The sequence below is a fragment of the Sutterella sp. KLE1602 genome, from assembly GCF_001578585.1.
In the GTDB taxonomy this organism is placed as follows: Bacteria; Pseudomonadota; Gammaproteobacteria; order Burkholderiales; family Burkholderiaceae_F; genus Sutterella; species Sutterella wadsworthensis_A.
The window spans coordinates 18,740-31,056 of sequence record NZ_KQ968563.1 but is presented as its reverse complement, the minus strand read 5'-3'; the positions used below and the strand labels follow the sequence as shown (position 1 = coordinate 31,056).

At 64.5% G+C, this 12,317-nt stretch carries 13 protein-coding genes and 1 other RNA gene; 4 read left to right on the top strand and 10 right to left on the bottom strand.

The annotated features are described in order from the left end of the window. Window positions 1–5: 5 nt before the first annotated feature. The 8 genes from carA to ffs all read right to left on the bottom strand — a co-directional run bounded on the left by carA (window position 6) and on the right by ffs (window position 5,994). On the bottom strand, window positions 6–1,193 hold the full coding sequence (gene carA / locus HMPREF3036_RS09130) for a glutamine-hydrolyzing carbamoyl-phosphate synthase small subunit (RefSeq protein ID WP_005437321.1): 1,188 nt from the start codon (window positions 1,191–1,193) through the stop codon (window positions 6–8). A gap of 274 nt (window positions 1,194–1,467) precedes the next feature. Then, window positions 1,468–2,088 carry a recombination mediator RecR gene (recR, locus tag HMPREF3036_RS09125; RefSeq protein WP_005437320.1) on the bottom strand — a complete coding sequence of 207 codons (621 nt, stop codon included), beginning with the start codon at window positions 2,086–2,088 and terminating at the stop codon, window positions 1,468–1,470. Then, the gene (gene modD, locus HMPREF3036_RS09120; RefSeq protein WP_005437319.1) at window positions 2,085–2,930 is read right to left on the bottom strand and encodes a ModD protein; all 846 of its coding nucleotides are present in this window, start codon (window positions 2,928–2,930) and stop codon (window positions 2,085–2,087) included. The genes recR and modD overlap by 4 nt, the downstream gene beginning before the upstream one ends. 85 nt (window positions 2,931–3,015) lie before the next feature. Next, entirely contained in the window at window positions 3,016–3,342 is a 327-nt protein-coding gene (locus HMPREF3036_RS09115) for a YbaB/EbfC family nucleoid-associated protein (RefSeq protein ID WP_005437318.1), read from the bottom strand. A 35-nt stretch (window positions 3,343–3,377) separates the two neighbouring features. Next, complete coding sequence (locus HMPREF3036_RS11955; RefSeq protein ID WP_005437317.1) at window positions 3,378–3,677, bottom strand: hypothetical protein; 300 nt, start codon at window positions 3,675–3,677, stop codon at window positions 3,378–3,380. Between the two features lie 127 nt (window positions 3,678–3,804). Further along, window positions 3,805–5,178 (bottom strand): DNA polymerase III subunit gamma/tau, encoded by a 1,374-nt coding sequence (gene dnaX / locus HMPREF3036_RS09105; protein ID WP_062333781.1) that lies wholly within the window; start codon window positions 5,176–5,178, stop codon window positions 3,805–3,807. A 50-nt stretch (window positions 5,179–5,228) separates the two neighbouring features. Beyond that, on the bottom strand, window positions 5,229–5,726 hold the full coding sequence (locus HMPREF3036_RS09100; RefSeq protein ID WP_005437314.1) for a GNAT family N-acetyltransferase: 498 nt from the start codon (window positions 5,724–5,726) through the stop codon (window positions 5,229–5,231). 170 nt (window positions 5,727–5,896) lie between these two features. After that, an RNA gene (gene ffs / locus HMPREF3036_RS09095) (signal recognition particle sRNA small type) lies at window positions 5,897–5,994 on the bottom strand. Between the two features lie 303 nt (window positions 5,995–6,297). Here ffs and trxA point away from each other — a divergent pair. Together trxA and rho are read left to right on the top strand one after the other, a co-directional pair. Beyond that, window positions 6,298–6,621, top strand: coding sequence for a thioredoxin (gene trxA, locus HMPREF3036_RS09090; RefSeq protein WP_005437312.1), 324 nt, complete (start codon window positions 6,298–6,300; stop codon window positions 6,619–6,621). A gap of 102 nt (window positions 6,622–6,723) precedes the next feature. Then, window positions 6,724–7,980 (top strand): transcription termination factor Rho, encoded by a 1,257-nt coding sequence (rho, locus tag HMPREF3036_RS09085; protein WP_062333778.1) that lies wholly within the window; start codon window positions 6,724–6,726, stop codon window positions 7,978–7,980. 129 nt (window positions 7,981–8,109) lie between these two features. Here rho and HMPREF3036_RS09080 read toward each other — a convergent pair whose 3' ends face one another. Next, window positions 8,110–8,886: a uroporphyrinogen-III synthase gene (locus HMPREF3036_RS09080; protein ID WP_062333775.1), complete on the bottom strand. Its 777-nt coding sequence runs from the start codon at window positions 8,884–8,886 to the stop codon at window positions 8,110–8,112. Between the two features lie 19 nt (window positions 8,887–8,905). After that, window positions 8,906–9,835 carry a hydroxymethylbilane synthase gene (gene hemC / locus HMPREF3036_RS09075; RefSeq protein WP_005437308.1) on the bottom strand — a complete coding sequence of 310 codons (930 nt, stop codon included), beginning with the start codon at window positions 9,833–9,835 and terminating at the stop codon, window positions 8,906–8,908. 335 nt (window positions 9,836–10,170) lie between these two features. Between hemC and HMPREF3036_RS09070 the strand changes: the two genes are divergently transcribed. Both HMPREF3036_RS09070 and HMPREF3036_RS09065 read left to right on the top strand, forming a co-directional pair. Next, entirely contained in the window at window positions 10,171–10,458 is a 288-nt protein-coding gene (locus HMPREF3036_RS09070; protein WP_005437306.1) for a type B 50S ribosomal protein L31, read from the top strand. A 143-nt stretch (window positions 10,459–10,601) separates the two neighbouring features. Beyond that, window positions 10,602–12,314: an ArnT family glycosyltransferase gene (locus HMPREF3036_RS09065; RefSeq protein WP_062333772.1), complete on the top strand. Its 1,713-nt coding sequence runs from the start codon at window positions 10,602–10,604 to the stop codon at window positions 12,312–12,314. The last annotated feature ends 3 nt before the right edge of the window (window positions 12,315–12,317 follow it).

Sequence of the window (12,317 nt, the reverse complement as noted above, 5' to 3'; positions counted from 1 at the left end):
GACGGTCAGGCTGCTCTGTGCCTCTCGATCAGTTCGCGGAAGTGGTCGAAAAGCGGGGCGATGTCATGCGGACCGGGACTGGCTTCAGGGTGACCCTGGAAGCAGAAGGCCGGCGCGTCGGTGAGCTCAAAGCCCTGCAGCGAACCGTCGAAGAGCGATTCGTGTGTCGGCACGGCGTTGGCGGGAAGCGTTTTTGCATCCACGGCAAAACCATGGTTCTGGCTCGTAATGTACACGTGTCGCGAGCGCAAATCCACCACGGGATGGTTCGCGCCGTGATGGCCGAACTTCATCTTGAGCGTCTTGGCGCCGACGGCGAGCCCCATGATCTGGTGGCCGAGGCAGATGCCGAAAAGCGGAATCTTCCTCGCGATGATCTCGCGGGCGGCCTCGATGGCATACGTGCAGGGGGCGGGGTCGCCGGGGCCGTTGGAGAGGAAGACGCCGTCGGGGTTCATGGCAAGCACGTCCTCCACGGGCGTCTGCGCGGGCACCACGGTCACGCGCATGCCGCGTTCGACGAGCATGCGAAGAATGTTGGTCTTCACGCCGAAGTCGTAGGCGACGACGTGAACGGGGAGCTCTGCGGGCGTCACAAAGCCGGGCCTGCCGTCCGCGGCCTTCATGCTGAAGGCGCCTTCGGTCCACTCATAGGGAGCCTTGCAGGTGACGACCTTGGCAAGGTCCTGGCCCGCCATGCCCTTCCAGGCGGCAACGGCCTTGCGGCCTGCGTCGATCTCGTCCTCGGTGAGCGCACCGTTGCGGGCGACGACGATCACGCCGGCCTGGGCGCCCTTCGTGCGGAGGATGCGCGTCAGGCGGCGCGTGTCCACGCCTGCAATCGCGGGAACGCCCTGCTCGACGAGGTAGTCGGGCAGGGACTTTTCAGAGCGGAAGTTGGAGTGGACGGCGGGAACGTCCCTGACGACGAGGCCTGCGGCATGAACGGCTGCGCCGCCCTCGCGGTCCTGGGCGTTGACGCCGACGTTGCCGACGTGGGCGCCCGTGAGCGTGACGATCTGGCCCGTATAGGACGGATCCGTGAGGACCTCCTGATAGCCGGTCATCGCCGTATTGAAGACGACTTCGGCAACATTGGAGACGCTCGCACCGAAGCTGCGTCCGAGGAGTACCGTGCCGTCCGAAAGAATGAGTGCGGCTTCGGGGCGCGGGTCTTTGAAGAGAGAGTGCATCTGGATGTCTCGAGGCTCTTATTTTTTTTGCCCTATTGTCTAGCTGAGCCGTTAGCGACAAACGGGCTTGGGAACCCTGTCATTCTATGTAGGCGGGAGAGCCCTTTTCCGCTCCTTGTCTGAGCAGAAAACCCTAGTCGCATTGTCCGAAATCGGACGAAGGAAAAGTAATTCCTTTTCATCCGAAAACGGTTCAACAATGGTCGTTTTTGGCGACAAATGCACTCGGTTTTGCCGCCGTCGGGCGGAGGCCCGAGGGGCCTCGCACGACCTCTCAGGCATCCCTTCTGGCGTAGACCGCGTTGGCGATCGTGCTCAGGTCCGTGTACTCGATTTCGATGCCTGCGGGCAGGCCTCTTGCAAGGCGGGTGACGCGCAGCTGCGGCCACCGCTTCTTGAGGGCGTCGATCAGATAGTAGGCGGTTGCGTCGCCCTCGGGCGTGTAGCTCATGGCGACGACGACCTCGCGCAGCACGCCTTCCTCGACGCCCGCCCCCACGCGTTTGAGCAGGAGCGGCATGCCGATGTCGGCGGGTCCGATGCCGTTGACGGGGCTCAGGCGCCCCGAAAGGACGAAGTAGTAGCCGGGCCAGGCGAGCGACGCATCAAGGGCCATCTGGTCCGCCGTGCTCTCCACGACGCAGAGAAGTCCAGGGTCCCTCTCCTCGTCAAGGCACACGGGGCAGATATCCCCTTCGGTGAAGGTGTTGCAGAGGCGGCAGCGGCCGACGCCTCGGCGCACGCGCTCGACGGCGGCGGCGAGTTCGTCGAGGGACTCATCCCTGTTCTGAAGCAGATGGAAGGCGGCGCGCTGGGCCGACCGGGGGCCGTAGCCCGGAAGTTTTCCGAGGGCCTTGACCAGACTCTCGACGGCTGGGGAAAGACGGATGCTCATGGCTTGGGATTCGCGGGCGAGAAGCTCATCTTGATGTCAGCGGGCCTGCCGAAATAGGGCCAGCTCGTGACCAGCACGTCGCAGCGGGTGTCCGCGTAGTCACCCACGTTGTCGCCATTGATGCCGCCTGCGGCGTTGACAACGACGTGCGGGTGCTTCGCCTTCACCTCGCGCACGAAGGCCGCGAGGACCTCGGGCGTGAAGCGTTCGCACTGGATGATGTGCACGCCCTTGTCGGCCCAGAACATGCCGTCCTCGGGCGTGTCGACCTCGACGCAGACCTTGCGCTCGGGCTCCATCGCCATGAGGCGGCGGACCGCATGGACGGGATTGCGCGTGAGGGTTCTGTGCTGGTCGAAGACTAGGATGGAGTCGGAGATACCCGCGCGGTGGATGATGCCGCCGCCCGCCCTGAGCGCGGCGATCGAGAGGATCTTGCCGCCGGGGAAGTGCTTGCGGGTACCCGCCACTTGGATGCGGCCCCAGCGGTCGCGCGCGATGCTCACCATTTCGTGGGTGCGGCGGGCGATGCCCGTGGAGTACTCCATCACGCACTGGGCGACCTTGTAGGTGGCGTGAAGCTGCTCGGGCGTGCCCCAGGCGCGGAGGATCGGAGAGTGCATGAAGGCGTGGTCCCCGTCTCCGTAGAGCATCTCGGTCCTGAGGCCGACGGTCTTGAAGACGCGCTCGGCGATCTCGATGCCGGCGACGATGCCGGTCTCCTTGGGCCAGGCGGTGACGACGTACTCGCCCTTGAGGCCCATGCCTTCGGTCGTGACGTCATGAAGGGCCCAGTCGCCCTCAAGCAGCTCGTCAATGTAGGACTGTGGAATTCGCAGCATCTTGCAGCTCCTGAAGAAAAAAGCCGCCGATCCTTTCGGCATCGACGGCTGTTGGCTTGTCAGCGTTCGGATCGTGTCAGGCTGATCAGAACGGCAGCTTCATACCCGGAGGAAGCGGAACTTCCTTGCGCATGCGCTCCTCGGAGATTTCGGAGAGACGGGTCTGCGCGCTGTTGAAGGCGAGTTGGATCAGGTCCTGAAGCATTTCGACGTCCTCGGGATCCACGACCGAGGGATCGATCACGACGCTCTTGCACTCGTGCTTGCCGGTGATGACGACCTTGACGGCACCGCCGCCGGACTCACCCGCGACTTCCATCGCAGCGATTTCCTCCTGCACCTTGGCAATCTTGGCCTGCATCTTCTGAGCCTGAGCCATGAGACCGCCCATACCGCCGCCGAATCCACGCATATTGTGTTCCTTTATTCAAAAAATCATTCAAGCCGTCAGTCGGTGTTCGCCTTGACGGTAGTGTCGTCAATCGTACCATGAAACAGCGCCTGCACCTGCTTCACGAAGGGGTCGTTGCGGAACCCTTCGATGAGGGCCCTGCGGGCCTCCTCGCGCTCGCGCTCCTCCTGATCGGCCACGGTGCCGCCCGCCACGTCGCCCACCTCGAACTCCACCATGCAGTGGCTTCCGAAATAGGACGAAAGCGCGCGGGAGAGAAGCTCGCGGCCCGTTTCGGTCGCGAATGCCGCGACGCGAAGACGAAGCCTGACGTGGCTTCGGGTGAGCTCAAGCACCTGCGCCGAAGCGGCGAGGTTGCGCAGCGGTCCCGTCAGTCCTGCTCCTGCAATGATCGACCGCCAGTCGAGAGAAGACTCCGAGCGGTCCGGATCGGGACCGCTCTGGGGAATCTCCGGAGCGTACTCAACTGGCGGAGGGTTCTCCCCAGGGAGGCGTGTCGTCGTCGAGCTGCCCGGCGGCGGGGCCCGCGAGTCCGGGAGGCGGCGCCGAGGGACGCGGCAGGGGAGGCATGCCCGAGCTTCGGCCCACGGTCTGTACTCCAGCCGAGGGCGCAGCGGGAGCAGGAACTGCCGCAGGGGCCTGCGGAGCGGACGCCGGGGCCTGCACGGAGGCGGGCGCCTGAACGGGCGCCCTGCCCGCATCACGGGCGGGCACGCGCGTCACGGCTCTCGCGCCTGCGGGCTTGAAGGCGAGCATGCGCAGCAGAGCCATCGTGAAGCCCGCGTATTCGTCGGGGGCGAGGTTGAGGTCGTTGCGGCCGTGAAGGGCGATCTGGTAGTAGAGCTGGATCTCCTCGGGGGAGAAGGCCTGCGCGAACTCTCGGATCGAGGCGCAGTCGGGATCGTCCTCGCTCACGGCTGCGGGCACACGCTGCACGAGCGCGACGCGGTGCAGCAGGCCCGCGAGGTCGCGGAGCGCCTGCGCAAAGGAAAGGCCCTGCGTCTGCATGGCGTCGGCGACGGCCAGCATGCCCGCGCCGTCACCTGCGGCGAGCGCCCTGAGAATGCCCGTGAGCGTTTCGCCGCCGCTCATGCCGAGCATGCGGCGCACACCTTCCTGCGTCACGCCGTCGCCGCAGTAGGCGATGGCCTGGTCAAGAAGCGAAAGGCCGTCTCGCATGGAGCCGCGGGCGCCCTGGACGAGCACGCGCAGCGCGCCTTCCTCGAACGGAATGCCCTCTTCGGTGAGGATGCGGCTCATGTGGCCCACGACGTCCTGGGGCGTCATGTTGCGCAGATTGAACTGCAAACAGCGCGAGAGCACGGTGATGGGCACCTTCTGCGGGTCCGTCGTCGCGAGGATGAACTTCACGTATTCGGGCGGCTCCTCAAGCGTCTTGAGCATGGCGTTGAAGGCCGTCGAGCTCAGCATGTGGACTTCGTCGATCATGTAAACCTTGAAGCGGCCCTGCGTGGGCGCGTACATCGCGCGCTCAAGGAGCGCGGTCATGTCCTCGACCGAACGGTTGCTCGCCGCGTCCATCTCGATGTAGTCGGGGAAGCGTCCCTCGTCGATCGCGCGGCAGGCGGGGCAGACTCCGCAGGGATGAGCCGTCATGTCGCCGTGGCCGTCCGCCCCCTGGCAGTTGAGGGCCTTGGCGAAGATGCGGGAGATCGTCGTCTTGCCGACGCCGCGGGTTCCCGTGAAGAGATAGGCGTGATGAAGGCGCTTTTCCGTGAGAGCGCGCGTGAGCGCGGTCACGACGTGCTCCTGGCCGACGATCGTGTCGAAGTCATGAGGCCGCCACTTTCTGGCGAGCACCTGATAGCTGCTCATCCTGTGTCCTTAGTGCTGAGTGAATGTGCAAGAACCTTTATTTTAGCGGCTCAACGTCCGGCCGCCCTGAGAAGCGCCTCGCCCGAAAGCCTGCAGATGCGCCAGTCTGGCAGCACCTCGGCGCCGAGTCCCTCGTAGAAGTCGATGGCGGGCTGGTTCCAGTCGAGCACGCTCCAGTCGAAGCGGCCGCAACCCTCGTCGAGCGCCTTCTGCGCAAGGTGCCGGATGATCGCCTTGCCGTAGCCGCGGCGGCGCGCGTCCTCGACGACGAAGAGATCCTCAAGGTAGAGGCCTCGCCTCGTGAGGAAGGTGGAGAAGTTGTAGAAGTAGAGCGCGAAGCCCACGGGGCGCTCGGCGCCCGTCGCCTCGTTCACCTCCCAGGCAAGCACGCAGCCGATGACGGCGCGCGGGCCGAAGAGCTCCTCGCGAAGCTGCTCGGACGTGGCCTTGCAGTGGGATTCGAGTCGCTCGTAGCGGGCGAGCGCATGAATGAGGCCGCATACGACCTCGACGTCCTCTTCTCGGACGGGGCGGATTTCCAAACTCATGAGGGAAAGCAATTCCTGCGATAGAAAAATGCGTCCGCGCCCGCTCGAAGGGGCTTGGGACATGCAGGAACATTCTAGAGGAAGGCGGAGGCGGGGTGACAAAAAAGGCGCGATTCGCCTTGAACCACGCCCGAACGCGTCCGCCACAACGGAGGCGGAGAAAAAATGAAAATGGCGAGCCTTGTCCTCGGCACTGCTACTGACCAGTATGGCTGCTTCGTTCCCGACCTGACCAGGTTCCTGGGGACAGCATGCGAGGGGACCCGCCAAGCCCGATAGTCTACAGAAAGAAGCAGATTTTTGCAAAATATCCTTTTTCCGCCGTCCGAAGCCCCCTGCACGAGCGGCCTCTTGGTGCTACTATAGGTACACTTTCCGGCGCGGATTCCAATCCGCCGCCCTCATCCCTGGCACGGATTCGTTCTGCAGTCCTTCAAGTGCCGCTTTCCCGAACACAACATCTTGCACTCAGTCCTGCGGCATTTATGCCTGCTCCCCCGTGCGGCCCAAGGTCGACGGTCACATGACAGGCCCGCAGTCCGTCAGGACAGTTTCTCACACCGGAGTCATCATGAGCGAAATCATTCACGTCACCGACGAAAACTTCGAAGAAGTCGTCTCCCAGCCCAACGTCACGGTCCTCGTCGACTTCTGGGCTCCGTGGTGCGGTCCCTGCCGCATGCTCGCCCCGCGCCTCGAACAGGCTGCCGAAACCTTTGACGGCCGCGTCGTGATCGCCAAGTACAACTGCGACGAAGCCAGCCGCTTCGCCGGCGAGTACAACGTGCGCGGCATCCCGACCGTGATCGCCTTCAAGAACGGCCAGCACGTCGGTGAACGCACGGGCCTGTGCGATCAGGAAACGCTCAACGCCTTCATCGAAGCTCACCTCTAAGCCGCTTTGCGGCAGGCGGAGCCGCACGCCTCATGCGGCTCCATGCATTTCTCCCAACACGCCCCTCCGACGGGCCGTCTTCTCGGGCCGTCAAAATCCGCTATGCATCTTTCCGACCTCAAGTCCCTTCACATCTCGCAGCTGCTCGACATCGCCTACGCGCTCGAAATCGACAACGCCCAGCGCATGCGCAAGCAGGAGCTCATGTTCGCCATTCTCAAGAAGAAGGCCAAGAGCGGCGAGCAGATCTTCGGTGACGGCACGCTCGAAGTGCTTCCCGACGGCTTCGGCTTCCTTCGCAGCCCTGACACCTCCTATCTTGCGAGCACGGACGACATCTACATCTCGCCCTCCCAGATCCGCCGCTTCAATCTTCACACCGGCGACTCGATCGAAGGCGAGGTCCGCACGCCCAAGGACGGCGAACGCTACTTCGCACTCGTGCGCGTCGACTCCGTCAACGGCCTGCCGCCCGAGAGCATCAAGCACCGCATGCTGTTCGAGAACCTGACGCCGCTCTTCCCGAACGAGCATCTCGTGCTCGAGCGTGACATGCGCGGCGACGAGAACCTCACGGGCCGCATCATCGACATGATCGCCCCGATCGGCAAGGGCCAGCGCGCCCTGATCGTCGCTCCTCCGAAGTCCGGCAAAACGGTCCTGATGCAGCACATCGCCCACGCGATCATCGCCAACCACCCCGACGTCACTCTCTTCGTCCTCCTCATCGACGAACGTCCCGAGGAAGTGACCGAAATGCAGCGCTCCGTCAAGGCCGAGGTCGTCGCCTCCACCTTCGACGAACCCGCCGCCCGTCACGTCCAGGTGGCCGAAATGGTCATCGAGAAGGCCAAGCGCCTTGCCGAAAGCAAGCGCGACGTCGTCATCCTCCTCGACTCCATCACGCGTCTCGCCCGCGCCTACAACACCGTGATTCCGTCTTCGGGCAAGGTGCTCACGGGCGGCGTGGACGCCAACGCCCTGCAGCGCCCGAAGCGCATCTTCGGCGCCGCCCGCAACCTTGAGGAAGGCGGCTCGCTCACGATCATCGGCACCGCCCTCGTCGACACGGGCTCCCGCATGGACGACGTGATCTACGAAGAATTCAAGGGCACGGGCAACAACGAAATCCACCTCGAGCGCCGCATGGCCGAAAAGCGCGTCTACCCGGCCATCAACCTCACCCGCTCGGGCACCCGCCGCGAGGAACTCCTCCTCAAGCCGGACGTCCTGCAGAAGGTCTGGATCCTGCGCAAGTTCCTCTACGACATGGACGAACTCGAGGCAATGGAATTCCTGCTCGACAAGATGAAGGCCACGAAGAACAACGTCGAGTTCTTCGAGCTCATGAAGAAGTAAGTCCCGGAGGGACCGAAAACAAGAAAGGCACCGTCAAGATGGCGGTGCCTTTTCCTTTTCCGACTCAAGCCCGTCGGCCCGCGCCGAAGTTTACGTCAAAATTTAAGTCGACTTATGCAAAACCTTCCGTCAGGGCAGGTTTGCGCGGATGTGGGAGGCGACGACCTCGTCGTCCGTGCAGGTGACCTCGATGTGGTGGAAGCCCGCCTCCTGAAGTCGGCGGACGATGCGCGGATGGAGCGTGACGGCGACGCCGTTCGTCACCCAGTCGCGAACCTCCGAAACGGGGCGGATCGCATGGAAGAGCGCGTCGACGGCGTCCGTGCTCGTGATGTAGATGATCGGAGACGGACCGTGGGCGGCCATGAGGATGTCGCTGCGCTGTTCGGGCGTGAGCTCGAGCGGCACGCGGACGTAGATGCACATCGTGATGACGTCTGAGCCGATGCTCCTTAACTGCTCGGGCAGCCATTCGCGGCCGGTCTGGCCGCGCAGGAAGAGCACGCGCGAAGGAGCCCCCCTGTGCTTGAGGATCTCCCAGAGCGCCTCGCTGCCGGAATCCTCGGCGTCGCCCTCGGGGTAGATGAGCTTCACGTCGTCGCCCCAGGCGGCGCGGATCACCTTTGCGGTGCCCTCGCCCACCGTGGCGAGCGTGATGTGCTCGGGCCATGCCTTCACCCAATGGGCTGCGGCGGCAACCGATGCGGGGCTCGGAAGAATGACCATCTCGACGTCGTCAAGGTTGTCCAGGCGCTCCTGAACAAGATCGCAGTCCTCCTTGCCGGGCAGCTCGATCCTGAACGCCGGCCAGCGCCAGCACTCAATCCCCTCCTTGAGGAGCACGCCGGCGAGGCGGTTGTTCGCTTCGCCGGGTCGCATCAGAATGACGGGCCTTTGTAAAGCCATAAATCCCTCTTGACCTGAATTAACCGAGAACAGCCTTCAGTATAGCGTCTGCGCCCTGACGGCGGAGGTCCTCAACCACGCGCGCCGCAAGCGCTTCAGGCTCCGTCCAGGGACCGCGGGCCTCGCTGCGGATGGCTTCGCCGGTCTTGTGGTTGCCCACGAGGGCGCGCAGGTAAAGCTCCCCGCCCTCGATGATGCCGTAGGCGGCGAGCGGAACCTGGCAGGAGCCGCCGAGCGCGCGGGAGACGGCGCGTTCGGCCGTGCAGCAGGCGCGGGTGTGCGGGTCATTGAGGAAGGCGAGAGCCTCGTGCATGACGGCGTTGTCGGAGCGGATCTCAACGCCGAGGGCGCCCTGGCCCGGAGACGGCAGGCTCACTTCGGCCGGAATGATCGAGCGGATGCGGTCGTGGAGCTCAAGACGCTTGAGGCCGGCGGAGGCCATCACGAGGGCGTCGTATTCGCCGGCGTCGAGCTTGCGCAGGCGCGTGCCGACGTTGCCGCGAACGGGAAGCACTTCAAGGTGCGGATAGTTCATGCGGAGCATGAGCTCGCGGCGAAGGCTGGCAGTGCCCACGCGGGCGCCGGCGGGCATGTCGTCAAGGCTCGCGTACTTCGGGGAGACGAAGGCGTCGCGCGGATCCTCGCGTTCGCTCACGGCGACGAGGTCGAAGCCCTCGGGAAGCTCCATCGGAACGTCCTTGAGGGAGTGCACGGCGAGATCGGCCTCGCCCGCCTCCATGGCGACTTCAAGCTCCTTCACGAAGAGTCCCTTGCCGCCCACCTTGGAGAGCGTGCGGTCGAGGATCTGGTCGCCTCGCGTCGTCATGCCGAGGAGCTCCACGCTCGCGGACGGATAGCGGGCGCGCAGCACGGACTGGATGTGAAGGGCCTGCCACATGGCAAGGGGGCTTTCGCGGGTGGCGATGACGCAGCGTTCGAAATTGGACATGATGATGAATCTGAATGTCTGTGAATGTCCGTCGTCCAGACGTTGGCGGACGGCTCTAATAAAGGGAAAACCGAAAAGCGGCGGGCGCCTTCCGGTCATTTTCCTGATTGTAACAGTCGAACTTTGCTCGACGCTTAACAAGATCCGCCGTTCGTCCCGCACGGGACTCGAAAACCTCTCCCGCACGCTTGCACGCGACGGCGGGACGTGACATAATTTCGTCCTTTCCCAGTTGGCACGTGGACAGGCATGCCTGTCGTAAGACCCGACGAATTCGGGCGGACTCGCAAGGCCGTCAGGGCGACCGACAACCAAAACTAGGAATTACCTTAAAAATGAAGAAAGGCATTCATCCCGAATACCGCGAAGTCGCTTTCGTCGACCTCTCCATCAACCAGACGTTCATCATCCGTTCCGCCGCTCAGACGCGTGAAACGATCGAAATCGACGGCGTGACCTACCCGATGTACAAGCTTGATACGTCCTCCGCCAGCCACCCGTTCTACACGGGCGCTCAGACGCGCATCGTCGAAGCCGGCCGCGTTGAAAAGTTCCGCGCCAAGTTCGCCGCCAAGCAGCAGGCCATGAACGCCGCCGCCGAAGCCGCCAAGGCCGCCAAGTAATATTGCCGGTTCAGGCCCGTGCGGCCCGTCCGCACGTCGCTTCCAGAAAGGGCAGTCTCCGATTCGTCGGACTGCCCTTTTCATTTGCCCCGAAAAAACGGACAATGTCCGCAATGTCTGAAACGTCAACTTAGGAGCCCTCCGTGCTCAGCCAGCGATCCACTCCCGTCAAAATGTCCCAGGAAGCCGCCCGCAAGCTCCCTCGCTGGAGCCTTCTCGCGCTTCTGACCATCTTCGCCTTCAGCGGTTTCTGGGCGACAGGGCTCTGGACGCTTCGCGACGCACTGAGCTTCGGCACGGCCTCCGCCATGCTTGACGGCGGCGCATCCGCCTGGCTCATGCCCATGATGGCCGACTCTCCGATCACGGAGGCGGGTCCGCTCGCGGGCTGGCTCACCGCCGTCATCATCGCCTTCGGCCGCCTCACGGGACTCATGGGCGACATCGCCGCGGTGCGCTTCGCCGCGTGCCTTCTCTTCGCGCTCACCACGGCCGCCCTTTGGTACGGCACCTGGCACCTCGCCCGACGCCCTGAGGCGCAGCCCATCGCCTTCGCCTTCGGCGGCGAAGCGAGTCCTCGCGACTACAGCCGCGTCGTCGCCGACGTCGCCGTACTGCTCTTCGTCGCAACCTTCGGCATCCTCACCCGCCAACACGAGGCGCTTCCCGACACGACGCTCCTCACGATGGCCGCGCTGAGCTTCTACGGCCTCACGCTCGGCATCAGGCGCCCCGTTCCCGGCGCCTTCACCGCAGGTCTCGCAGCAGGTCTGGCCGTCGTCTCCTCGACGCTCTTCGCGAGCTGCTGGCTCCTCGTACTCGCCCTCATCACGATCCAGTGCCTCAAGGCCTTCTCGCACCATCGCCCGAAGCGCCTTCTCATCACGATCGCCGGCGCGCTCGCGGGCTTCCTGCCCTGGCCCCTGCTCGCCTTCGCCGTCGACCCCGCGCAGGCCGCGGTCTGGTTCGGCGAATGGCTGCCCGCCCAGCTCGCGCACTTCTCGCTGGCGGGCTCCGACACCTATCTCTGGTTCGCCCGCAACGCCCTCTGGTACCTCTGCCCCATCTGGCCCTTCGCCATCTGGGGACTCTACGTCTGGCGCCATCAGATCCGCCAGACGCACATCCTGCTGCCTGCGGCCGCGCTCATGGCAGGCATCCCCGCCGTGGTCTTCTCCTCCTTTCAGGCCTACGACACGGTCTTCCTCGCCTTCCTGCCAATGCTCTCCGTCACTGCGGCCTTCGGTCTCGTAACCGTCCGCCGCGGCTACGAGAACGTGCTCGACTGGTTCTCGCTCACGATCTTCACGCTCGGCCTGCTCGTGCTCTGGGCCTACTGGTTCGCCTGGCTCACGAGCTTCGCACCGAAGATGGCCGAGTCCCTGCAGATGCTCGCCCCCGGCAGCGCCCCCGTCTTCGACTCGGGCCTGGTGCTCGCCTGCCTCGTCTCCCTCGTCTGGTTCGTCTTCGTCGGCTGGCGCCTCACGCACCGCCCCGTCGTTGCATGGCGCGGTCCGTGGCTCGCCGCCGCAGGCATCACCGCCTTCTCCGCCTCGCTCGTGGGCCTCTACCACACGGCGCTCGACGTCAACCGCTCCTACGAGCCCGTCGTCAAGGCGGTCGCCCGCAACCTTGAGGCCAAGGGCATGCAGCCCGGCGACGTCGTATGCGGCACGGGCATGAACCACGGCCTGCAGGCGGTCTTCAAACACTACGCAGACCTCGACGTCCTCGTGCGCGCCCGCCCCGACGAGTGCCGCTTCACGATTGACAGGTCCAGAAGCGGCGCCCTCCTGCCCGACAGCTTCCGTCGTCCTCACACCGATGAAGCCTTCACCGTCATCCAAAACCGCTGAACT